A 22369-nucleotide genomic window follows, 5' to 3' on the forward strand; every position below is an offset into this window, starting at 1 on the left:
GCCCGTGTGACGATGCACGGACAACTGTCCGTGCGTCGTCAATCCATGCCAAGCCGGCGATCGAGGACAATGACAGAACACTCCGAGCTCCCCGCCGTCGAGATCGACGGCATCAGCAAGGCGTTCGGCCCGACCGTCGCGCTGGACGGCGTGTCGTTTGCGATCGCGCCCGGCAGCGTCCATGCCCTGCTCGGTGAAAACGGAGCCGGCAAGTCGACACTGGTGAAGCTGCTGTCCGGGCTGGTCCGGCCGAGCCAAGGCCATGTCCGTGTCTTCGGCAAGGAGATCGCTTACGGCGCACCGCGCGCAGCACATGCGCTCGGCATGCAGACAGCATTCCAGGAGATGACCCTGGTGCGCGATCTCTCCGTGCTCGACAACATGCTGCTGCCTTACGCCCCCGTCGGCATCTCCGGCCTGATCCGCCGCGGTGCCGCCCGCAAGGCCGTCCGCCGCCATATCGAAGATCTCGGTTTTTCCGTCGATCTCGATGCCGAGGTGAGCGAGCTCGAGCTTTCGGTGCGCCAGAAGATCGAGATCGCGCGCGCCGTCTACCGCAAGCCGCGCATCCTTTTGCTCGACGAACCGACCTCGACGCTCGCCGGACGCGACGTCGACTGGCTGGGCGACATCATCGCCAGGCTGAAGGCGGCAGGCACCACCATCGTCTTCATCACCCACCGCATGCGCGAGGTCCGCGCTTTGTGCGACACGCTGACGATCCTGAGAAACGGCCGCCACATCGTCACCGCGCCGGTCGCCGATGTCTCGGATGCCGACGTCATCGAAAAGATCATCGGCCGCAGCATCGAGCAGACCTTTCCGCCCAAGCCGGACAGCGCCCAGGCCTTCGGTCCGCCGGTTCTGGGCGTGCGCGACCTCAAGGTCGGACGCAAGCTCGACGGCGCCGGCTTCGATCTGCGCAAGGGCGAAATCCTCGGCGTCGCCGGGTTGCAAGGCATGGGCCAGCAGGACCTGTTCCTGGCCTGCTTTGGCATGGCCGAGATCGAGCGCGGCCACATCCTCGTCGACGGCCGCAAGGTCTGGCTCGGTTCGCCGGCCGATGCCTTGCGCCCCAACATGGCCATCGGCCTGGTGCCGGAAGACCGCAAATCCGAAGGCCTGTTCCTGAAATTGTCGGGCAGCCAGAACGCCACGCTGCCGGTGATATCGCGCTTCACACGGCTAGGCCTTGTCGACGCGCAAGCCGAGACCCGCTCCGTCGAGGCGGCATTCGCCACTGTCGAGGTCGACCGCCGCGCGCTGTGGACGCGGGCCGGTGCGTTTTCCGGCGGCAACCAGCAGAAGATCGCCATCGCCAAGTGGCTGGTGGCGCAGAGCCGCATCCTGCTGTTGTTCGATCCCACCCGAGGCATCGACGTCGGTACCAAGCACGAGCTTTATGTGATGATGCGAAACTACGTGGCTTCGGGCGGTTCGATCCTGCTGCACTCGACGGAGATCCCCGAACTCGTTCACCAATGCAACAGGGTGCTGGTCCTCTATGACGGGCGCATCGCCGCCGAACTCGAAGGCGACGCCATCACCGAACCGGCCATCATGCGCCCGGCGCTCGGCCATGCCGGGGAAGCCGCCGCATGAGCAGCGCAGCAGCCTCATCATCCCCTGTTCCCGGCGGCTTCGGACTGCGCCGTGCGCTGGTGCGCAATCGCGGCGCGCTGATCGCCGCGGCCGTGCTGGCGATCCTGCTCTTCGTCGTCGACTGGATCAGCGCCGGGCCGCTGACCTATTTCGATGTGTCGTTCCTGTCGAGCGGCGGCGCCACCTCGGCGCTCGCGGCGATCGGCCAGACGATCGTGATCCTGTCGGGCGGCTTCGACCTGTCCGCCGGCGCGGTGATATCGCTGGTCAATGCCGTGCTGGCATCGAGCATGGATCCGATGGCGCCAGGCGCAAGCATCCTCCTGTGGACGGCCGTCGGCATCGGCGTCGGCATGGCGGTGGGCGCCTTCAACGGCTTCTTCATCGCGGTGCTGCGCATGCAGCCGATCGTGGTGACGCTGTCCACCATGTTCATCCTGCAAGGCGTCACGCTGCTGGTGATGGACAAGCCCGGCGGCTTCGTGTCGCCCGATCTCGGCACCTTCTATCTCGGCGACGCGATCGCCGGCTGGCTGCCGATGCCGCTGGTGGTGATCGGTGTCGTCCTGCTCGCCTGGTTCTGGCTGAAGGGAACCCGCTTCGGCACAGCACTCTACGCGCTTGGCAGCGATCCGGAGTCGGCCGCTTCCGTCGGCATCAATGTCGTTCTGGTGCGCTTTGCCGTCTATGTCATCGCCGGCGGCTGCTATGGCCTTGCCGGCGTGTTCATCAGCGCCCAGACCGGCAGCGGCGATCCGCTGGTCGGCAATCCGCTGCTCTTGTCGATGTTCGCGGCGGTCGTCGTCGGCGGCACGCGCCTCGGTGGCGGGCAGGGCGGCCCGGTGGGCTCTGTCTTCGGCGCCTACATCCTGATGATCGTGGTGAACATCCTGCTGGTGCTCAACGTATCGGCCTATTATTCGACCATTGCCGAAGGCACCATTCTGGTGCTGGCGGCACTTGCCGGCTCGATCTCGCATGCATCGGTGCTTGCCGTGCAATTGCGCGCCGCGCGTGCCCGGTTTGCCGCCTGGCGCGCCGGCATATTGCCCTCGCAACTCGAGCGCGTGGACCGGCGTCTCAAGATCGCCGAGCCAGCCCATGCCCAGCGCCGTCCGGCATCGCCGCGCCCTGCCTTCCATCTGCGCAATGCGGAAACGCTGCGCTATGCGCTGCCGGCCTATGTCTGCCTGCTGCTCATCGTGCTTGTCACCCAGATCTGGCTCGGCCGCGCCATCCTCAATCCGGGGTACTGGAATTCGCTGCTGGTGCTATCGTCCTTCCTAGCCGTCCTGGCGCTCGGGCAGGGAACCGTCATCCTGACCGGAGGCCTCGATCTCTCCGTGCCGTGGACGATCGGCATCTCCGGCATCATCCTAGCGGGCATGGTCAACGGCTCCGACGCCGCCCTTGTCTACGCCTTGCCGGTCGTCTTGGTGATGGCCTGCGCCATCGGCTTCGCCAATGGTTTCGGCATCGTCTATCTCGGCATCTCGCCGATCGTCATGACGCTCGCCACCAACGGCATTCTGCAAGGCTGTGCGCTGCTCTATTCGCAGGGAACGCCGGCCGGGTTTTCCTCGCCGATGCTGCGCTGGGTCATGACGGCCAAGCTCGCCGGCCTGCTGACTCCAATCGTGCTGCTGATGGTCGTCTTTGTCGTCGCAGCGGTACTCCTGCTTGGCCGCACCCCGTTCGGAAGGCGCGTCTACGGCATCGGCAACGGGCTGCGCGCGGCGCGCTTGTCGGGCATCGGCGTCGAGCGCACGCTGATCCTGGTCTACATGCTTTCGGCCGTCTGCGCGGCTGTTGTCGGCGTCATGCTGACCGGCTTTTCGGGTCAGGCGAGCCTCGGCATGGGCGACGACTATCTATTGCCGTCGATCGCCGTGGTGGTGGTCGGCGGCGCGCTGATCACCGGCGGGCGCGGCCACTATCTCGGCATGCTCGGCGGCGTGTTGTTGCTGACGGCACTGCAGATGCTGCTCGCCGGCACCACGCTTCCCTATGCCACGAGGGCAATTCTTTACGGACTGGTCGTTCTGGGCGCCGTCATGGCGCTGCGCGAACGGCGGCTGCAATGAGAAGGACAGGACCATGAGCACAAGGGCGCCGGCATCGGCGGACGAATTTTTGACCGGGCTGAAAGGCCAGCGCGTGCTGGTGACGGCGGGCGCAGGCGGCATCGGGTTTGCCATAGCCGACACGCTGTCACGCCTCGGCGCCCGCATCGTCGTCTGCGACGTTTCCGACGAGGCGCTGGCCGCCGCTCCCAGCAAGATCGACCTAGTCGCGGCGGTCAAGGCCGACGTCTCGCGCGACGAGGACGTCGACCGTCTGTTCGAGGCGGTCGAGAAAAAACTCGGCGGGCTCGATGCGCTGATCAACAATGCCGGCATTGCCGGGCCGACCGGCGGTGTCGACGAGATCGATCCGGCGGACTGGCGGCGCTGCATCGACATCTGCCTGACCGGCCAGTTCCTGTGCGCCCGGCGCGCGGTGCCGCTGATCAAGGCGGCGGGCGGCGGTTCGATCGTCTCGATGTCGTCGGCCGCCGGCCGCCATGGCTACGCCTTCCGCACACCCTATTCGGCGGCCAAGTTCGGTGTCATCGGTTTCACGCAAAGCTTGGCCAAAGAGCTCGGGCCGCACGCCATCAGGGTCAACGCCATCCTGCCCGGCATCATCGAGGGCCCCCGCATCGAAGGTGTTATCTCGGCGCGCGCCAAGCAGGTCGGTATCAGCCACGAGGAGATGACCGGGCGCTATCTCCAGAACATCTCGCTGCGTCGCATGACCAGCCCCTATGATGTCGCGTCGATGGTCGCCTTCCTGCTCTCCGATGCGGGGATCAACATTTCCGGCCAGTCGCTCGGCGTCGACGGCAACGTCGAAACACTTTGAGGAACAAACCATGGCCAATGTCGCGATCGTCGGAAGCGGGTTCATCGGGCGGGCCTGGGCGATCAGCTTCGCCCGCGCCGGCCATGACGTGCGGATGTGGGACCAGTCGCCCACTGCCACAGGTGGAGCCCGCGACTACATTGCCGGCGTGCTCGGCGATCTCGCCGCGAACGATCTTCTGCGGGGACAGCAAGCCGGTGAGGTTCTTGACCGTATCTCCGTTGTCGCCGAGCTTGAAGAGGCGTTGGCAGGTGCCGTGCATATCCAGGAGAACACGCCCGAGAATCTCGAGGTGAAGCGCAAGGTGTTCTCCTTGATCGACACGCTTGCCGATCCGCGAACAGTCATCGCCAGTTCCACCTCGGCGCTGTTGCCGTCGAAATTCACCGACCATCTGCAAGGGCGGCAGCGCTGCCTGGTCGTGCATCCGATCAACCCGCCCTATCTCATTCCGGCGGCCGAAATCGTGCCGGCGCCGTGGACCTCGGCCGAGACGGTCGAGAGAACCCGCGCCTTCCTCGTCGACGCCGGCCACGCGCCACTGGTCATGCAGCACGAGCTTGACGGCTTCATCATGAATCGCCTGCAAGGCGCATTGCTTGAGGAAGCTTTCCGGCTTGTCGCCGATGGCTACGCCAGTGTCGAGGATGTCGACGTCGGCATCCGCGACGGGCTGGCGCTGCGCTGGTCGTTCATGGGGCCGTTCGAGACCATCGATCTCAATGCACCCGGCGGCGTGCGCGACTATGTCGAGCGCTATCAGGGCATCTATTCCAACATCTTTCCCCAGACGCAGCGGCGCGTCGACTGGGCCGGCAAGGTCATCGACACGGTCGAGGCTGATCGCCGCAAGCGACTGCCACAGCAAAGCCTAGGCGACCGGCAGGTGTGGCGTGACCGCCGGCTCATGGCGCTCGCCGCCCACAAGAGAAAATCGGATCAGGAGTTTGGAGAATGACGCAAACCAGTCGCAAGCCGGGACCTGCACGGACCAGGGGCAAGGTCATCATCACCTGCGCGGTGACGGGCGCCATCCACACGCCGACCATGTCGCCCTATCTGCCGATCACGCCCGACCAGATCGCTTCGGAGGCGATCGCGGCGGCGGAAGCCGGTGCCGCGATCCTGCATCTGCATGCCCGCGATCCGGAAACCGGCAAGCCCGACCAGACGCCGGAGGCCTTCGCCCGCTTCCTGCCGCGCGTCAAGCAAGGCACCAACGCCGCCATCAACATCACCACCGGTGGCAGTCCCTACATGAAGGTCGAGGAGCGCGTGCGCCCGGCCGCCCAGTTCAAGCCGGAAGTCGCCTCGCTCAACATGGGCTCGATCAATTTCGGGCTCTATCACCTGGCCGACAAATACGAGACCTTCAAGTTCGATTGGGAAAAGCCGCATCTGGAAGCGACGCGCGACCTCGTCTTCCGCAACTCATTCAAGGACATCGAGTACATTCTGGCGACCTGCTACGACAACGGCACGCGCTTCGAGTTCGAGTGCTACGACATCGCCCATCTGTACAACCTTTCCCACTTCGCCGACCGTGGGCTGGTGAAGCCGCCTTTCTTCGTGCAGTCGGTGTTCGGGCTGCTCGGCGGCATCGGCACGCATCCAGAAGACGTCGCCCATATGAAGCGCACTGCCGACCGGCTGTTCGGCGACCAGTTCCGGTGGTCGGTGCTGGGCGCCGGCGCCAGCCAACTGCGCATCGCCGCGCAATCGGCGGCCCTTGGCGGCAACATCCGCGTCGGGCTGGAGGACAGTCTGTGGGCGGGCAAGGGAAAGCTTGCCAAATCGAACGCCGAGCAGGTCTTGCTGGCCCGCAAGATCATCGAAGGGCTCGGCATGGAGGTGGCGACGCCCGACGAGGCACGCGAAATCCTGTCATTGAAAGGCGGGGACAAGGTCGCTTTCTGAGGCGGCCCGAGCAATCGCCGCGAGACGCAAAACGGAGGAGGACGGCATGAAGATCGAAGTCGTGGTGGACGTGAAGACCACACTGGGCGAAGGACCGCTGTGGGACGTCGAACAGGAACGACTCTACTGGATCGACAGCTTCGACGGGCGCGTGTTTCGGGCGACCGCCGACGGGCGCGAGATCCGGTCATGGGACGTGCCGATGAAGATCGGCTCAATGGCGCTGCGCAAGGATGGCGGCGGCGCTGTCGTCTCGCTGCAGCGCGGCTTCCATCTGCTCGATTTCGCCACCGGCGAGGTGACGCTGATCCACGATCCCGAGCCGGACAAGCCGATGAACCGGCTCAACGACGGCAAGGTCGACCGGCGCGGCCGTTTCTTCGCCGGCTCCATGGATACGATGGAAGAGGGGCCGTCCGGCGGTCTCTACAGGCTCGATCCGGATTTTTCCGTCACCCGGATCGATTCCGGCATCATCTGCTCCAACGGTCCATGCTGGAGCCCCGACGACCGCACCTTCTATTTCGCCGATACCTGGACCGGCGAGATATGGGCCTACGACTACGATATCGCCACCGGTGCCGCCACCAACAGGCGTACCTTCGTGCGCGTCGACACCAGCCGAGGCGGTGCGGCGGACGGCTCGACCGTCGATGCCGAGGGCTATCTCTGGAATGCGCTGGTCTATGACGGAAGGCTGGTGCGCTACGCGCCCGATGGCAGCATCGATCGCATCATCGACATGCCGGTCAAGAAGATCACCAGCGTCATGTTCGGCGGACCGAAGCTCGACACCCTCTACGTCACCTCGATGGCCAAGCCGCCGCTGCCGCGTTTTCCCGGCGACGGCGTTTTGCGCGGCAGCCTGTTCGCCATATCAGGCCTTGGCGTTAGGGGCGTCGCGGAACCGCGCTTCGGCGGCTGACGCCAGGCAAGCGAAGCGCCGGTAAAATACGCAGATCAGGCCTTGGCGCAGGAATTCGGGCAAGTCTGGCAATTGATGCCGAACGTGTGCATATACAGGCATACATATATCCATGCAGAGGGGTTTCCGTTAGGCTGAGCGCCCCGCGTCAAACGGGAGCATCGATTGCCAGGATTTGCGGAAAGCGTGATGCAGGGGCCGCGAACCGTGGCCGAACAGGTCGCCAATGTCCTGCGCGAAGCGATTGCCAGTGGCACCATCAAGGCGGGCACTTCGCTGCGCCAGGACGAATTGGCCGAGCAGTTTGGCTTCAGCCGCATGCCAATTCGTGACGCCCTTCGCCAATTGGAAGCCGAAGGCATTGTTTCCATCCATCCGACAAAAGGCGCGCAGGTCGCCCGGATGGACAGCGCCGAGATCAGTGAAATCTATGCACTGCGCGAATTGCTCGAATGCGAGGCGTTGCGGCTTTCGCTTCCCAATCTCGCCGGTGACAGGCTCGACGAGGCGGAACAGGTTCTCGATCAGATCGACGCGGAGCGCAATGTCGGCCGATGGGGCGCGCTGAACCGTGCCTTTCATCTGGCTCTCTACGATGCCTGCGGCAACAATCGATTGCTGGCCTTAATCGAGGCGCACCACAATGCCGCCGATCGCTACGTCCGCATCCTGCTGTCGAACCTGGACTATCGCAGCCGCTCGCAGACGGAGCACCGCGATCTGCTGGCCGCCTGCCGGCGGCGCGACGGCGACAGGGCCATAGGCATTCTGAGGCAGCATCTTCGCGAGGGAAGCGAGACGCTGGTCAGCGCGATCAGGGAAGATGGCCTGTCGCGAAAATCCTGACGACATGGCTTGAGTTGCCTCTGCGCACGATCACTGCCACATATTGCAACATCGCTACTCGATCCGAGGATCATCATGTCCCCCGACAGCAGCCTGCCGGCGCGCGCCCTTGCTCCACGTCGCCACGAAGAGATCCTGCGGCGGCTGGGCGCCCAGGGGTCTGTCAGTGTCGCCGAACTGGCCGGGTTCTTCGATGTCTCGCGCGAAACCATCCGCCGTGATTTGAAGCTGCTGTCGGATAAGGGACGGCTCGGCATCGTCCATGGCGGCGCCGCCCGCTTCGAGCCGAGCGAACCGGCAATGAGCTTGCGCAGCCACGAAAATGCCGGAGGCAAGGCCGCGATCGGCAGGCTGGCCGCCGGTCTTGTAAAGGACGGCATGGTGGTGTTCCTCGATTCCGGCACCACCACATTGGCCGTCGCACAAGCCATGGCCGACCTGCGCGATCTCACCATCTGCACGGCGAGCCTGAAGATCGCGCTTCTGCTGTGCCACGTCTCAGGCATGCGCGTGCATGTGCTGGGTGGCGAAGTCGATCCCGGCGAGGAAGCAGCCTCCGGCATCGACATGCTCGAAGCCATGTCGCGCTTTCGCGTCGACATCGCGTTCCTCGGTGGTGGCGCGCTGTCGCCCGACGGCGAAGTGACCGATTTCACCCGCGCCGGCGCCGAACAGCGCAGCCGCATGATCGCGCTTGCCGCCAAAACCTACTTCGTTCTCGACAGCAGCAAGTTCGCAAAGCTGACGCCGCTCAGGATTCCGAATTTTCAACGCGCCGCCGGCGTGATCGTCGACGCGAAACCGCAGGCTGACATCGCTGAAGCGCTTGCGCGCAAAGGGCCTGAGCTGATGATTGCCTCTTTGATGTGATATTTTGTGGTATTTTGTGTTGATATTTGGAATTCGGCTGCTATGATCCAACCGGTGTCAAAACGGCAGGATGTCCCATGGCAAACGAATTCCCCACGCAAGCGCGCGTCGTCATCGTCGGCGGCGGTATCATTGGCTGCTCGGTCGCCTATCATCTGACGAAGCTCGGTTGGACCGATGTCGTGCTGCTCGAACAGGGGCAACTCAGCGGTGGCACCACCTGGCACGCCGCAGGGCTTGTCGGCCAGTTGCGCAGTCATTCCAACATGACCAGCCTGATCAAATACTCCACGCAGCTCTATGGCGAGCTGGAGGCCGAGACCGGGCTCGCCACCGGTTGGAAGAATTGTGGCTCGCTGTCGGTGGCGCGGACCGCCGACCGCATGACGGTGCTGAAGCGCACGGCCGCATCGGCACGCGCCCAAGGCGTCGAGATCGACGTGATTTCGCCGAAGGAGGCGGCCGATCTATGGCCGGTCATGGCGACCGACGATCTGGTCGGCGCCGTCTGGCTGCCGGGCGACGGCAAGGCCAATCCGACCGATCTCACGCAATCGCTGGCCAAGGGTGCGCGCAATCGCGGCGCGAAAATTTTCGAGCGGGTCAAGGTCGCCGGCATCAGCGTGAAGAACGGCGTCGCCTGCGGTATCGAGACGGACCGCGGCAACATTGCCGCCGAGATCGTCGTCAATTGCGCCGGCCAGTGGGCGCGCAAGGTCGGGCTGATGTGCGGCGTCTCGGTGCCGCTGCATTCGGCCGAGCACATGTACATCGTTACCGGCAGGATCGAGGGCGTGCATCCGGACCTGCCGGTCATGCGCGACCCCGACGGGTTCATCTATTTCAAGGAAGAGGTCGGCGGCCTGGTCATGGGTGGCTTTGAGCCGCACGCCAAGCCGTGGGGCATGAATGGCATTCCCGAAAATTTCGAGTTCGCGCTGTTGCCGGACGATTGGGATCAGTTCGAGATTTTGATGGAAAACGCGCTGGTCCGCGTGCCGCAATTGGCCGAGGCCGAGGTCAAGAAATTCTACAACGGTCCCGAAAGCTTCACGCCGGACAACAATTTTCTCCTCGGCGAGGCGCCGGAACTGAAGAATTTCTATGTCGGCGCCGGCTTCAACTCCATGGGCATCGCCAGCGCCGGCGGCGCGGGCAGGGCGCTGGCGGAATGGATCGTCAACAGCGCGCCGACCATGGATTTGTGGCCGGTCGACATCAGGCGTTTCGCCTCCTTCAACAACAATCCGCGCTGGCTGCATGACCGTGTCAAGGAAACGCTCGGCTTGCATTACGCCATGCCGTGGCCGAACCGTGAACTGGACACGGCGCGGCCGTTCCGCCGCTCGCCGCTCTACGACCGGCTCGCCGCCAAGGGCGCCTGCTTCGGTTCCAAGATGGGCTGGGAGCGGGCCAACTGGTTCGCGGCACCGGGAGAGAAGACCGAGAACGACTATGCCTTCGGCCGCCAGAACTGGCACGAGGCGGTCAAGCGCGAAATGAAGGCGACACGCGAAGCCGTCGCCATCTTCGACCAGACCTCTTTCGCCAAGCTCCTCGTGCAGGGCCGCGATGCCTGCGCCGTGCTCAACTGGATCTGCGCCGGAAATATTGACGTACCGGACGGTACGTCTGTTTACACGGGCGTGCTCAATGCACGCGGTGGCTATGAGAGCGATCTCACCGTTATGCGGCTCGGCGCGGAGAAATTCCTCATCGTCACCGGGTCCGCACAAGCTGTCCACGATGCCGACTGGATCGTCAAAAACATTCCGTCCGACGCGCATGCAATCGTGACCGACGTCACCTCGTCCTACGCGGTGCTGGCGTTGATGGGACCGCGATCACGCGATCTGCTGGGCAAACTCTCCTCGGCCGATCTTTCCAACGCCGGCTTTCCCTTCGCTACCATCCGCGAGATCGATATCGGCTATGCCACCGCCTATGCCAACCGTATGACCTATGTCGGCGAACTGGGCTGGGAACTAATCGTGCCGACAGAATTCGCCGCCGGCGTCTATGAGGCGTTGCATGAGGCGGGCCGTGAATTCGGTCTGCTGGACGCCGGCTACTACGCGCTCGATGCCTTGCGCATCGAAAAGGGTTTTCGCGCCTGGGGCAGGGAGTTGACGCCTGATATCGACCCCTGGCAGGCCGGGCTTGGCTTCGCCGTGGCGATGGACAAGCCAGGTGACTTTATCGGCCGCGACGCGCTGGTTGAGACGAAGCCATCGGCAGCACCGGCAAGACGCGTCGTGCTGTTCACGCTCGATGATGCCGAGCCGATGCTGTGGGGCGGCGAACTGATCCTGCGCGACGGCAAGCCGGTCGGCGAAGTCCGCTCGGCCGCCTACGGCCACACGCTTGGCCGCTCGGTGGCGCTCGGCCTGATCGAGAACGAGGCGGGCGTCGACGCTGCGTTTCTCACCGGTGGTCGTTTCGAGATCGACCTTGCCGGCGTTCGCCATGCCGCGACAGCACATCTGCGCAGCCCCTACGATCCGAAGTCGGAGCGGGTGAAGGCTGATGCGGTGGAGATCAGGGCCGCCGCTTAATCCGCTGACATCGAGCGCGCCATATCCAGGAAAGCCCGCACCAGTTTGCCGCCGCTGCGTTCACGCAGGCAGATCAACGCCTCGTCCATCAGGGTCTCGGGAGCATCGATGGTGATCGGCACCAGCCGCGAATCCTGGCCGAATTCGGCCGCCGAGACAAAGCCGATGCCGGCGCCCGAGGCGACGATCTCGCGGACGGCTTCGCGGCCCTCGGCTTCGATCGCCGGCCTCAATTCGATTTTCGAGGCGGCTGCGAGATCTTCGAGTTTCTGACGCGTCTTCGATCCACGCTCGCGCATGACCAGTGATTCCTGCGCGAGCTGCTTGAGGGTGAGCGACTTTTTCGCGGCCAGCGGGTGGTCGACGGATGCAAACGCGATGATCGGCGTCGAGTTGAGTTTCAGCACCTCGAAATCGCGCCCCGTCGGCACCTCGCCCAGCACGCCGATATCGGCATCGTAGCTGTAGAGGCTGCTGATCACCGTCTCGGTGTTGCCGGCGCGCACCGAAACCTGCACGCCGGGATAGCGGGCCCGGAAGCTGCCGAGAATGTGAAGCAGATGATGTGCGGCATCGGCGACGATGCGCAGCGTGCCGGAACGCAGGGCGCGGGACTCCGTCAGGAGTTCGAGCGCCTGTTGCTCGGTATCGAACATGCGGTGGGTTATTTCGAGCAATTTCTGGCCCGAATGGGTCAGCGTGACCTGCTTCTTGTTCCGATTGAACAGCAGCACATCATACTCTTCCTCGAGCTTGCGCACCTGGTCCGAGATCGCCGGCTGGGTCAGGAAGAGCGCCTCGGCGGCGCGAGAAAAGCCACCGCAGATGGCCACCTGGTGAAAGGCTCGCAACTGGACGTAGCGCATCTCCCGTGCCTCCGACACTTCTGAAATCACCGACATCTTATCATAAGGATTGCTTAGGAAAAGATCGAAAGGAACGATTTGACTTATGTTTTGCCGACCCTCAGCCTGAGCATGGGTCGACATCCCTGCCGGCCGTTGGCACCGGAGGCGTCGCCATGCAATTTTCCATCATCCTGCTGCATCTGGCGGGTGCGGTCATGCTGCTGCTCTGGGCCGTGCATATGGTGCGCACGGGTGTCGAGCGGGCCTGCGGGCCCGCTTTGCGTGATGCCCTGAGGCAAGCTCGGGGTGAGCGGATCAAATCGGCCGGCGTCGGCACCGTGCTTGCCGTGCTGCTGCAGAGCTCGACCGCCGTCGCTATCCTGGCGGCCGGGTTTGCCGCCAGCGGCATGGTTTCGGTGTCGGCCGGGCTGGCGATCCTGCTGGGCGCCGATCTCGGTTCCGCCCTGGTCGTGCAGGTGCTGTCGTTCGACCTCAGCTGGCTTGTGCCGGCGCTGATCCTGGTCGGCGGCGCGATGGCCCTGAAGTTCGAAGTGGCTGGCATCAGGCATAGCGGGCGAATCCTGATGGGGGTCGCCTTCGTCCTGTTGTCGCTGCATATGATCGGCGAGGCGACCGCACCGATGCGGCAGAGCACCTTGCTGCCACTGGTGATTTCCTATCTGCGCGCGGACTATTTCACCGCCTTTGCCGCCGCTGCCCTGTTCACATGGCTGATCCACTCCAGCGTCGCGGCGATCCTGCTGTTCGTCACGCTTGCCGCGCAAGGCGTCTTGCCGGTCGAGGTCGGTCTGTTCTTCATCCTCGGCGCCAATTGCGGCGGCGCGCTGATCGCGGTTTGGCTGACGCGCGGCGAAGCCGTCGAGGCGCGCCGTATCCCGCTCGGCAATCTGATCTTTCGCGGCACGGCGGCGCTGGCGGCTTTGTTCGCGCTTCAGGCCGTGACCTTCCCGGCGCATCTGTTCGGCGCAACCGAAGGCCGCCAGCTGGTCAACCTGCACCTTGCCTTCAATCTGGTGCTGGTCATCTGCTGCTTGCCGTTCACCGGCATGATGGAGCGGCTGGTCGCCTTGTTGATCGCAGACAGGCCGGTGGCAAAGGCCGGAGAGGGTGGAGACCTGATGTCGCGCCGCACCAGCGCGCTCGACCGCACCGTCATGCGCACACCCGGTCTTGCGCTAGCCAGTGCCACCCGCGAGCTGCTGCGCATGGGCGAAGTCGTCGAGGTGATGCTGCGCCCAGTGATGGATTTCTTCGACGCCGGCACCGGCGACCAGATACGCCAGGCTCAAAAACTCAATGAGGAGGTCAACCGCGCCCATACCGAAATCAAGCTCTACATTGCCGAAGTCAATCGCGGCAGCATGAGCGTGGCCGAAGCGCAGCGCGGCATCGAGCTCACCGACTTCGCCATCAATCTCGAACGCGCCGGCGACATCGTCGCCAAGAACCTGCTCGTGCTCACCCAGGAGCTGCGTGACAAGAACCTGCGCTTCTCACGCGACGGCTGGAGCGAACTGGCCGGGCTTCACAACCGTGTCATGGCCAACATGCAGCTTGCACTCAATGTGCTGGTGTCGAGCGATCTCGATTCGGCGCGGCAACTCGTCGTCGAGAAGGAGCGGATGCGCAGACTGGAACGCACGAGCCACGACCGTCACCTCAAGCGCCTGCAATCGGGAATGCCGCAGAGCATCGACACCAGCGACATCCACCTGGAGGCCGTGCGGGCGCTGAAGGAGATCAACTCGCTGATGGCCTCGGTCGCTTATCCCTTGCTGACGCAGAGCGGTGATCTGCTCGAAAGCCGGCTGGCGAGAGGGGCTGCGGAAGTGAGGGCTCCTGCACTGGCCTGAGGACGGATTCCCGCCCGGCAGGCCATCACTAAAATCTATACATCGATACAAAATAACGATTTTACAAATAGATCATTCAGGCCAAGAATAAGGCCACATCGAACGCAGATCGAGCGGAGGACAACATGCTCGCCGAGACGAAATTTGCCGCGGAGCCGCTGGCCAGCCCGGCGCTGGGCGAGCCGTATCTTCTGACCCCGGGGCCGCTCACCACGGCCTATTCGGTCAAGCAGGCGATGTTGCGCGACTGGGGATCGTGGGACGGCGACTTCCGCGCCATGACATCGGATATGCGTCGCCGCCTGCTGGCGCTGACCGGGGACACGAACGATGAGTTCGACTGCGTGCCGATGCAAGGCAGCGGTTCTTTCTGCGTCGAAGCGATGCTGGGGTCGTTCGTGCCCAGGGACGGCAAGGTTCTTGTGCTGGCCAACGGCGCCTACGGCCTGCGCGCCGCGCAGACCATGCAGTATCTCGGCCGCGCCTATACGCTGATCGACAAGGGTGACTATCTGCCCCCGCGCGGCGACGAGGTGGCAGCGGCCCTCGCGGCCGACCCTGATATCACCCATGTCATCGCCATCCATTGCGAGACCAGTTCCGGCATCCTCAACCCGGTCGCTGAAATTGCCGAAGCCGTCCATGCCAAGGGTCGCAAGCTGCTGGTCGATTCCATGAGTGCGTTCGGCGCCGTGGCGCTCGACGTCAACGAAATCCGCTATGAGGCGATGGTCTCGTCCGCCAACAAGTGCATCGAGGGCGTTCCGGGTTTTGGCTTCATCATCGCCTGCAAGAGCGAACTGGACGCCGCCAAAGGCAGGAGCCATTCGCTGTCGCTCGATGTCCACGCTCAGTGGGCGCACCTGAACAAGACCGGCCAGTGGCGCTACACGCCGCCGACGCATGTCGTGGCCGCCTTCCTCGAAGCACTGCGCCAGCATGAGGCCGAAGGCGGCGTCGCCGGCCGTGGCGCCCGCTATACGAGGAACCGCGACGTTATGGTGGCCGGCATGCGCGACCTCGGTTTCGAGACACTGCTCCGGGATCGCTGGCTGTCGCCGATCATCGTCACCTTCTTCAACCCGGCTCATGCCAGTTTCGCGTTCGACCGTTTCTACGACCTGATGAAGGACAAAGGCTTTATCATCTATCCGGGCAAGCTGACCGCCGTGGATTCGTTCCGCGTCGGCTGCATCGGCCAGATGGACGAACATGTCATGCGCCGCGTCGTCGAGGCGGCGGCGTTCTCGCTTCATGAAATGGGCGTCGACACCGCCGCCCCACCCGCCGCGGCACTTGCCGAACGCGCCAAACTCGCCGCCTGAAGCGGCCGACTTCGAGGATATCAGATGAACCAGATGTCTCCCATCAACGTCGCGGTCAACGGCCGCACCTATGCCTGGCCGCGCGTGCCGGCCATCGCCATCTGCCTTGATGGCTGCGAGCCCGCCTATCTCGACGAAGCGATAAAGGCCGGGCTGATGCCGGCTCTGGTCAGGATCAAAGAGAAGGGCACGGTGCGCTTTGCGCATTCGGTCATCCCGAGCTTCACCAACCCCAACAATCTGTCGATCGCCACCGGCCGGCCGCCGTCGGTGCATGGCATCTGCGGCAACTATCTCTATGAGCGCGAGACCGGCAAGGAAGTGATGATGAACGACCCGCGCTTCCTGCACGCGCCGACCATCTTCCAGGCCTTCTATGATGCCGGCGCCAAGGTCGCCGTGGTCACCGCCAAGGACAAGCTGCGTGCCTTGCTTGGCAAGGGCCTTGCCTTCGATGAAGGCCGCGCGCTGTGCTTCTCGGCTGAAAAATCCGACACCACCAGCAAGGCCGAGCACGGCATCGACAATGCCTCGAAGCATTTCGGGCTGCCGGTGCCGGAGGTCTATTCGGCCGAACTGTCGGAATTCGTCTTCGCCGCCGGCGTCCAGCTGCTGAAGGAATTCCGCCCGGATATCATGTACCTGACGACCACCGACTATGTGCAGCACAAATATGCGCCGGGCGTGCCGCAGGCCAACGCCTTCTACGAGATGTTCGACAAGTACCTGACCGAGCTCGATGCGCTGGGTGCTGCCATCGTCGTCACCGCCGACCACGGCATGAAGCCCAAGCACAAGGCCGACGGTTCGCCCGACGTCGTCTATGTCCAGGACCTGCTCGACGAGTGGCTGGGCAAGGACGCCGCCCGCGTCATCCTGCCGATCACCGACCCCTATGTCGTGCATCACGGCGCGCTCGGCTCGTTTGCCACCGCCTATCTGCCTGATGGCGCAGACCAGGCCGGCATCATGGCGCGGTTGGCCAAGATCGATGGCATCATGCTGGTCGTCGACAGCCCGACCGCCTGCGAGCGCTTCGAACTGCCGGCCGATCGCATCGGCGACATCGTGCTGATCTCGACCGAGAACAAGACGATCGGCACCTCGGAACATCGCCATGACCTGGCGGCTCTGAACGAGCCGCTACGGTCGCATGGCGGGCTGACCGAGCAGGAGGTGCCGTTCATCGTCAATCGTGTGCTGCCAGAATTGCCGAACGAACCTGTGTTGAGAAACTTCGACGCCTTCTACTACGCCACCATGGCGGCGGCGCTGGCTTGAGTCGAGCGTGATTGTCGACCCCCACTCTGCCGAGCTTCGCTCGGCACCTCTCCCCCGATCGGCGGGGGAGAGGAAAGGCGCCAGGGTTAGCCGCGGCTTAGCCTGGAAACGTTGAGGCACTGACCTCGCCTGATTTCCTCTCCCCCCTCGATCGGGGGAGAGGTGGCCCGAAGGGCCGGAGTGGGGGTCGATCCTCCGCGCAACAAGAATCTGCTGGAGCAGAACCCATGACCAAGCTCGACCCCGCCATCAAAGTTCGCCACGAGCCGATGCGCATCGCCGGCAGACGAGTCGATGCCGACGGCGTCGTCGAGGTGCGCTACCCCTGGAACGACACCGTCATCGGCACCGTTCCGGCCGGCCGCGCCGATCACGCCCGCCAGGCGTTCGAGATCGCCGCCGGCTACAAATCGAAGCTGACCCGCTACGAGCGCCAGCAGATCCTGTTTCGCACGGCGCAAGCGCTGGCCTCGCGCCGCGAAGAAATCTCCGATCTGATCACGCTCGAGCTCGGCATCTCCAAGACGGACTCGCTCTATGAGGTCGGCCGCGCCTATGACGTGTTCACGCTGTCGGCGCAGATGTGCATCCAGGATGACGGGCAGATCTTCTCCTGCGACCTCACCCCGCACGGCAAGGCGCGCAAGATCTTCACCACCCGCGAGCCGTTGAAGGCGATCTCGGCGATCACGCCGTTCAATCATCCGCTCAACATGGTCTCGCACAAGGTGGCGCCGGCGATCGCCACCAACAATTGCGTGGTGGTCAAGCCGACCGAACTGACGCCGATGACCGCACTTCTCCTGGCCGACATTCTCTATGAAGCCGGCCTGCCGCCTGAAATGCTGTCGGTGGTGACCGGCTGGCCGGCCGATATCGGCAACGAGATGATCGCCAATGAAAACATCGACCTGATCACCTTCACCGGCGGCGTGCCGGTCGGCAAGATGATCGCCCGCACCGCCGGCTACAAGCGCCAGGTGCTGGAGCTCGGCGGCAACGACCCGCTGATCATCCTCAACGATTTGTCGGACGAGGATCTGGCAAAGGCGGCGGATCTTGCAGTGGCCGGAGCGACAAAAAACTCCGGCCAGCGCTGCACCGCGGTCAAGCGCATCCTCGTCCAGGAAAGTGTCGCCGACCGTTTCGTGCCGCTGGTGCTGGAGCGGGCGAAGAAGATCCGCTTCGGCGATCCGATGGACCGCGCGACCGACCTTGGCACCGTCGTGCACGAGAAGGCGGCGGCGCTGTTCGAAGCCCGCGTCCACATGGCTGCCGAGCAAGGCGCCGACATTCTCTACAATCCGGGCCGCCAGGGCGCGTTGCTGCCGCCAATCGTCGTCGATCGCGTGCCGCATACATCCGAGCTGGTCATGGAAGAAACCTTCGGGCCGATCATCCCGATCGTGCGTGCGCCGGACGATGACGAGGCGTTGATTGCGCTCTCCAACTCGACCGCCTTCGGCCTGTCGTCGGGCGTCTGCACCAACTCCTTTCCGCGCATGCAGAAATACATCGCCGGCCTGCAGGTCGGCACCGTCAACATCTGGGAAGTGCCGGGCTATCGCATCGAGATGTCGCCCTTCGGCGGCATCAAGGATTCGGGCAACGGCTACAAGGAAGGCGTCATCGAAGCGATGAAGAGCTACACCAATGTGAAGACATTTTCGCTGCCCTGGTCCTGACCGGACGGCATTGACGGATAGAACAATCGAGGGAGCGTTCGCCGCTCCCTCATTCGCATTTCGGAGACCATGATGGCCGCGATATCTGAACTTGTGCACACCGAAGGCGATTCCAACACCACAGCGGCTCGCGGTCGCTGGGATGCCGGGCAGGGCGATCCGCGGATCCGCGGCCTGCTCGATCGCGACGCGGCCGCCTTCATGCACCAGAGCCTGTCCAGCCCCTGTTTGTCGACGATCGCCAAGGCGCAAGGCATCTGGATCGAGGACACCGCCGGTCGCCGCTTCATGGATTTCCACGGCAACAGCGTCCATCACCTCGGCTATGGCCACCCGAGGCTTGTGGCCGCCATCAAGAAGCAGCTCGATGAGCTCTGCTTTGCGCCGCGCCGCTTCACCTGTGAGCCCGCCGTCGAACTGGCCGAGAAGCTGGCGGTATTGGCGCCCGGCAATCTCGGCAAAGTGCTGTTCACCACCGGCGGCTCGGACGCCATCGAGGTCGCGCTGAAGATCGCCCGCGCCGCGACCGGCCGCTTCAAGACGGTGTCGTTCTGGGATGCGTTCCATGGCGCCGGCTTTGGCGCAGCAAGCGTTGGTGGCGAGGCGACCTTCCGCTCGCACATATCAGGCCCGATGATGACCGGCACCGAGCACGTCGCGCCTTGGGACGGCTATCGCTGCCCCTATGGCCACGATTCCCTGGAAGCATCGGGCCTCGCCTGCGCCAACATGATTGCCTACGTCCTTGGCCGCGAGCAGGACGTGGCGGCGGTCGTCGCCGAACCGATGCGGGCGACGCCAAACCCGCCGCCGCCGGGCTTCTGGAAGCGGGTGCGCGAGGCCTGCGACCGGCACGGCACGCTCTTGATCTTCGACGAGATCCCGACCGGCCTTGGCAAGACCGGCAAATTCTTCGCGCACGAGCATGATGATGTGACGCCTGACATCGTCGTCCTCGGCAAGTCGCTCGGCGGCGGCGTCCTGCCGATCGCCGCCATCATCGCGCGCCGCGATCTCGACGTCACCGGTGGCTTCGCGATCGGCCACTACACCCACGAGAAGAACCCGGTGACGACCCGCGCCGCATTGACGACGATCGACATCATCCTGGAGGAAGGGCTGGTCGAGCGCGCGGCCGAACTCGGTCGGCACATGCTAGGGCGCATGCAGCACCTGATGGCGCGCTCGCCCCATGTCGGCGACGTCAGGGGCAGGGGACTGATGGTCGGCGTCGAGCTCGTCGAGGATCGCGATACGCGCCAGCCGGCACGCGATCTCGCCGAGCGCGTCTTCTATGCTTGCCTTGAACAGGGGCTGAGCTTCAAGATCAGCCAAGGCAACGTGTTGACGCTGTCGCCGCCGCTGGTCATTTCGAAAACCGACCTCGACGGCGCGCTCGACATCGTCGAGCGCACGGTGCTGGCGGCCTGACCGTGAAGGCCGTGCGCACCGACCGCGAATGTCCCGGCATCGACGCCGGCTTGCGGGCGAGGAGGGTCGAACTGGTGACGCTGCCGGACGGCATCCCCGAAGCTGATCTCATGCAGGCCGTTGCGGACGCCGATCTTTTGCTGATGTGCTACACGCCGATCACCGCACGGGTGATCGAGGCGGCTCCCAGATTGAACGGCATTGTCAAATATGGCGTCGGCGTCGATGCCATCGACATCCCCGCCGCGATGCGGCGTGGCATTCCCGTTGTCAACGTGCCGGATTATGCTGAGGAAACCGTCGCCGAAGGCGCCTTCGCGCTGATGATCGCGCTGGCCAAGCGGCTGCCCTCCATCACCGCGGCGGTGTCACGTGATGGTTGGATCTGGCCCGAGCAACGCTGGCTGGGGCGCGACATGTCCGGCGCCACGCTTGGGCTCGTCGGCTGCGGCAAGATCGGCCGCAGCATGGCGCGCATGGCAGGCCAAGGATTTCATGCGCGCGTTCTCGGCTTCGATCCCGGTGTCGATGTCGCAACCATGCGCACCGCCGGCATCGAGAGGGTAGAAGACCTCCACGTCATGCTGCGCGCCTGCGATTTCGTTTCCCTCCACTGCGTGCTGAACGACAGGACGCGCGGCTTGATTGGTGAAGCCGAGCTCGCTTGCCTGAAGCCTTCCGCTATCATCGTCAACGTCTCGCGCGGCGCGCTGATCGACGAGGCCGCCCTTGTCGAGGCGATCATCTCGGGGCGCATCGGCGGCGCCGGGCTCGACGTCTATTCGGTCGAGCCGCTGGCCAAATCGGGCCATCCGATGAGCGCGCTGTTCGGCCGCGACAACGTCATCCTGTTTCCGCATCTCACCTTCTTCACGCAGGGGGCCATGCGCCGGCTCGAAGACGACACGCTCGCGCGCTGCTTCGAAATTCTCGAAGGCCGGCCGGTTACCGTTCGTTCGTTCGACCCGCGGCTGCGGGCGCAGACATCTGGGGTTTCATTCGGCTGACCATCACCATCTCTGCAGCCAATCGCGGGCCTTCCGCGAGGCCGGAATCGAAGCCAGGCCAGCGTTGCGACAGTTCCATGACAACTATCAGGTAAAATTTGTCTCTCATAAAATAAATAGATTTTACTTATCGATCGTCAGTCCCCAAAGTCGGCACAACGACGAGATCGAACGGTGCCGCATAAGGCTCCGGCCTACAGGCGAGATCGTCACAGTGCATCGCAGAATGTGCCATCAATCACAGGGGAACTGAGCATGAAATCGCAAAAGGCAACCATAGCTATGGCCTTCGCCGCGTCGCTGTTGGCGTCGTCGGCTCTTGTCGGACCGGCACTCGCCGACGGCGTCGTCACCATCTATTCCGCCGACGGCCTGCATGACGGCAATGGCAGCTGGTTCGAGACCGAATTCGCCGCCTTCACCAAGGCCACCGGCATCACCGTGCAGTATATCGAGGCAGGTTCCGGCGGCGTCGTCGAGCGTGTCGCCAAGGAAAAGTCGAATCCGCAGGCCGACGTGCTGGTGACCTTGCCGCCCTTCGTGCAGCGGGCCGCGGCTGACGGCCTGCTGCAGGACTACAAGCCGGAAGCCGCCGACCAGATCGATGGCGGCACAGACAAGTACCGGCCGCTGGTCAACAACTATATGAACTTCATCTACAACAGTGCCGTCCTGCCGGAAGCGCCAAAGGCCTACAACGACCTGCTCGATCCGAAGTTCAAGGGCAAGATCCAGTATTCTACCCCCGGCCAGGCCGGTGACGGCACCGCCGTCATGCTGCAGATCATCCACGCCTTCGGCAGCGAGGATGCCGGCTTCGAGTTCATGAAGAAGCTGCAGGACAACAATGTCGGCCCCTCCGCTTCGACCGGCAAGCTGACCGCGCTGGTCAACAAGGGTGAGCTGCATGTCGCCAATGGCGATCTGCAGATGAACATGTCGCAGATGGCCGACAATCCCAATATCAAGGTGTTCTGGCCGGCTGGACCTGACGGTGTGCGCTCCACCTTCGCGCTGCCCTATGAAATCGGCCTGGTCACCGGCGCACCCAACGTAGACAACGGCAAGAAACTGATCGACTTCCTGCTCTCCAAGGAAGCCCAGTCGAGCATCAGTTCCGTTGCGCTCGGCATGCCGGCTCGCAAGGACGTCAAGCCGGATGACGCCAACTTCGCCAAGGCGCAGGAGGCGATGAAAGGCGTGACCATCTGGTCGCCGAACTGGGACGACGCGCTGAGCAAGCTGCCCGATTATGTCAAGCGCTGGAACGAAGCGACCGGAAGTTGATCCGCAAGGGAA

General features: G+C 64.0%; 17 protein-coding genes. 16 read left to right on the forward strand and 1 reads right to left on the reverse strand.

What is annotated here, in order from left to right:
• The first annotated feature begins 69 nt into the window (after nt 1-69).
• From P3C39_RS14140 to P3C39_RS14180, 9 genes are all read left to right on the forward strand, one after another.
• Nucleotides 70-1602 carry a sugar ABC transporter ATP-binding protein gene (locus tag P3C39_RS14140; protein ID WP_275953865.1) on the forward strand — a complete coding sequence of 511 codons (1533 nt, stop codon included), beginning with the start codon at nt 70-72 and terminating at the stop codon, nt 1600-1602.
• Nucleotides 1599-3686 (forward strand): ABC transporter permease, encoded by a 2088-nt coding sequence (locus P3C39_RS14145; RefSeq protein ID WP_275953864.1) that lies wholly within the window; start codon nt 1599-1601, stop codon nt 3684-3686. Before P3C39_RS14140 ends, P3C39_RS14145 begins: the two co-directional genes overlap by 4 nt.
• Nucleotides 3687-3699: 13 nt before the next feature.
• A complete protein-coding gene (locus tag P3C39_RS14150) occupies nt 3700-4506 on the forward strand; it encodes an SDR family oxidoreductase (RefSeq protein ID WP_024502463.1) in 807 nt (268 codons plus the stop codon).
• A gap of 10 nt (nt 4507-4516) precedes the next feature.
• Nucleotides 4517-5464, forward strand: a complete 948-nt coding sequence (locus P3C39_RS14155; RefSeq protein WP_275953863.1) for a 3-hydroxyacyl-CoA dehydrogenase — start codon at nt 4517-4519, stop codon at nt 5462-5464.
• Nucleotides 5461-6423 carry a 3-keto-5-aminohexanoate cleavage protein gene (locus tag P3C39_RS14160; RefSeq protein ID WP_013533047.1) on the forward strand — a complete coding sequence of 321 codons (963 nt, stop codon included), beginning with the start codon at nt 5461-5463 and terminating at the stop codon, nt 6421-6423. Before P3C39_RS14155 ends, P3C39_RS14160 begins: the two co-directional genes overlap by 4 nt.
• A gap of 46 nt (nt 6424-6469) precedes the next feature.
• Entirely contained in the window at nt 6470-7348 is an 879-nt protein-coding gene (locus tag P3C39_RS14165; RefSeq protein ID WP_013533046.1) for an SMP-30/gluconolactonase/LRE family protein, read from the forward strand.
• A gap of 189 nt (nt 7349-7537) precedes the next feature.
• Nucleotides 7538-8194, forward strand: a complete 657-nt coding sequence (locus tag P3C39_RS14170; protein ID WP_063167528.1) for a GntR family transcriptional regulator — start codon at nt 7538-7540, stop codon at nt 8192-8194.
• Nucleotides 8195-8269: 75 nt separating this feature from the next.
• On the forward strand, nt 8270-9064 hold the full coding sequence (locus P3C39_RS14175) for a DeoR/GlpR family DNA-binding transcription regulator (protein WP_024502478.1): 795 nt from the start codon (nt 8270-8272) through the stop codon (nt 9062-9064).
• Nucleotides 9065-9141: 77 nt separating this feature from the next.
• The gene (locus P3C39_RS14180) at nt 9142-11619 is read left to right on the forward strand and encodes an FAD-dependent oxidoreductase (RefSeq protein WP_275953862.1); all 2478 of its coding nucleotides are present in this window, start codon (nt 9142-9144) and stop codon (nt 11617-11619) included.
• On the opposite strand, the gene P3C39_RS14185 is transcribed toward P3C39_RS14180, so the two are convergent.
• On the reverse strand, nt 11616-12485 hold the full coding sequence (locus P3C39_RS14185; RefSeq protein WP_013533042.1) for a LysR substrate-binding domain-containing protein: 870 nt from the start codon (nt 12483-12485) through the stop codon (nt 11616-11618). The two genes, P3C39_RS14180 and P3C39_RS14185, sit on opposite strands and share 4 nt — an antisense overlap.
• 155 nt (nt 12486-12640) lie before the next feature.
• Here P3C39_RS14185 and P3C39_RS14190 point away from each other — a divergent pair, with 155 nt between their 5' ends.
• The 7 genes from P3C39_RS14190 (at nt 12641) to P3C39_RS14220 (ending at nt 22357) form a co-directional block, all read left to right on the forward strand.
• On the forward strand, nt 12641-14341 hold the full coding sequence (locus tag P3C39_RS14190; RefSeq protein ID WP_275953861.1) for a Na/Pi cotransporter family protein: 1701 nt from the start codon (nt 12641-12643) through the stop codon (nt 14339-14341).
• Between the two features lie 125 nt (nt 14342-14466).
• Nucleotides 14467-15666, forward strand: a complete 1200-nt coding sequence (locus P3C39_RS14195) for a 2-aminoethylphosphonate--pyruvate transaminase (protein WP_275953860.1) — start codon at nt 14467-14469, stop codon at nt 15664-15666.
• Between the two features lie 24 nt (nt 15667-15690).
• Entirely contained in the window at nt 15691-16947 is a 1257-nt protein-coding gene (gene phnA / locus P3C39_RS14200) for a phosphonoacetate hydrolase (protein ID WP_275953859.1), read from the forward strand.
• Between the two features lie 227 nt (nt 16948-17174).
• Nucleotides 17175-18632, forward strand: a complete 1458-nt coding sequence (gene phnY, locus P3C39_RS14205; protein WP_275953858.1) for a phosphonoacetaldehyde dehydrogenase — start codon at nt 17175-17177, stop codon at nt 18630-18632.
• Nucleotides 18633-18704: 72 nt separating this feature from the next.
• Nucleotides 18705-20063, forward strand: coding sequence for an aspartate aminotransferase family protein (locus tag P3C39_RS14210; protein WP_275953857.1), 1359 nt, complete (start codon nt 18705-18707; stop codon nt 20061-20063).
• Between the two features lie 2 nt (nt 20064-20065).
• Entirely contained in the window at nt 20066-21070 is a 1005-nt protein-coding gene (locus P3C39_RS14215; protein ID WP_275953856.1) for a C-terminal binding protein, read from the forward strand.
• A 255-nt stretch (nt 21071-21325) separates the two neighbouring features.
• Nucleotides 21326-22357 carry a 2-aminoethylphosphonate ABC transporter substrate-binding protein gene (locus P3C39_RS14220; protein WP_275953855.1) on the forward strand — a complete coding sequence of 344 codons (1032 nt, stop codon included), beginning with the start codon at nt 21326-21328 and terminating at the stop codon, nt 22355-22357.
• Nucleotides 22358-22369: the final 12 nt, after the last annotated feature.

Origin of the sequence: Mesorhizobium sp. XAP4 (assembly GCF_029269325.1) — a bacterium.
GTDB classification, from domain to species: domain Bacteria; phylum Pseudomonadota; class Alphaproteobacteria; order Rhizobiales; family Rhizobiaceae; genus Mesorhizobium; species Mesorhizobium ciceri.

What these genes read in the sequence shown, in the direction of transcription:
- phnY (WP_275953858.1), top strand. Translation starts at nt 17,175, where the DNA reads ATGACCAAGCTCGACCCCGCCATCAAAGTTCGCCACGAGCCGATGCGC.
- P3C39_RS14190 (WP_275953861.1), top strand. Translation starts at nt 12,641, where the DNA reads ATGCAATTTTCCATCATCCTGCTGCATCTGGCGGGTGCGGTCATGCTG.
- phnA (WP_275953859.1), top strand. Translation starts at nt 15,691, where the DNA reads ATGAACCAGATGTCTCCCATCAACGTCGCGGTCAACGGCCGCACCTAT.
- P3C39_RS14145 (WP_275953864.1), top strand. Translation starts at nt 1,599, where the DNA reads ATGAGCAGCGCAGCAGCCTCATCATCCCCTGTTCCCGGCGGCTTCGGA.
- P3C39_RS14160 (WP_013533047.1), top strand. Translation starts at nt 5,461, where the DNA reads ATGACGCAAACCAGTCGCAAGCCGGGACCTGCACGGACCAGGGGCAAG.
- P3C39_RS14150 (WP_024502463.1), top strand. Translation starts at nt 3,700, where the DNA reads ATGAGCACAAGGGCGCCGGCATCGGCGGACGAATTTTTGACCGGGCTG.
- P3C39_RS14165 (WP_013533046.1), top strand. Translation starts at nt 6,470, where the DNA reads ATGAAGATCGAAGTCGTGGTGGACGTGAAGACCACACTGGGCGAAGGA.
- P3C39_RS14170 (WP_063167528.1), top strand. Translation starts at nt 7,538, where the DNA reads ATGCAGGGGCCGCGAACCGTGGCCGAACAGGTCGCCAATGTCCTGCGC.
- P3C39_RS14210 (WP_275953857.1), top strand. Translation starts at nt 18,705, where the DNA reads ATGGCCGCGATATCTGAACTTGTGCACACCGAAGGCGATTCCAACACC.
- P3C39_RS14185 (WP_013533042.1), bottom strand. Translation starts at nt 12,485, where the DNA reads ATGCGCTACGTCCAGTTGCGAGCCTTTCACCAGGTGGCCATCTGCGGT.
- P3C39_RS14220 (WP_275953855.1), top strand. Translation starts at nt 21,326, where the DNA reads ATGAAATCGCAAAAGGCAACCATAGCTATGGCCTTCGCCGCGTCGCTG.
- P3C39_RS14140 (WP_275953865.1), top strand. Translation starts at nt 70, where the DNA reads ATGACAGAACACTCCGAGCTCCCCGCCGTCGAGATCGACGGCATCAGC.
- P3C39_RS14155 (WP_275953863.1), top strand. Translation starts at nt 4,517, where the DNA reads ATGGCCAATGTCGCGATCGTCGGAAGCGGGTTCATCGGGCGGGCCTGG.
- P3C39_RS14175 (WP_024502478.1), top strand. Translation starts at nt 8,270, where the DNA reads ATGTCCCCCGACAGCAGCCTGCCGGCGCGCGCCCTTGCTCCACGTCGC.
- P3C39_RS14180 (WP_275953862.1), top strand. Translation starts at nt 9,142, where the DNA reads ATGGCAAACGAATTCCCCACGCAAGCGCGCGTCGTCATCGTCGGCGGC.
- P3C39_RS14195 (WP_275953860.1), top strand. Translation starts at nt 14,467, where the DNA reads ATGCTCGCCGAGACGAAATTTGCCGCGGAGCCGCTGGCCAGCCCGGCG.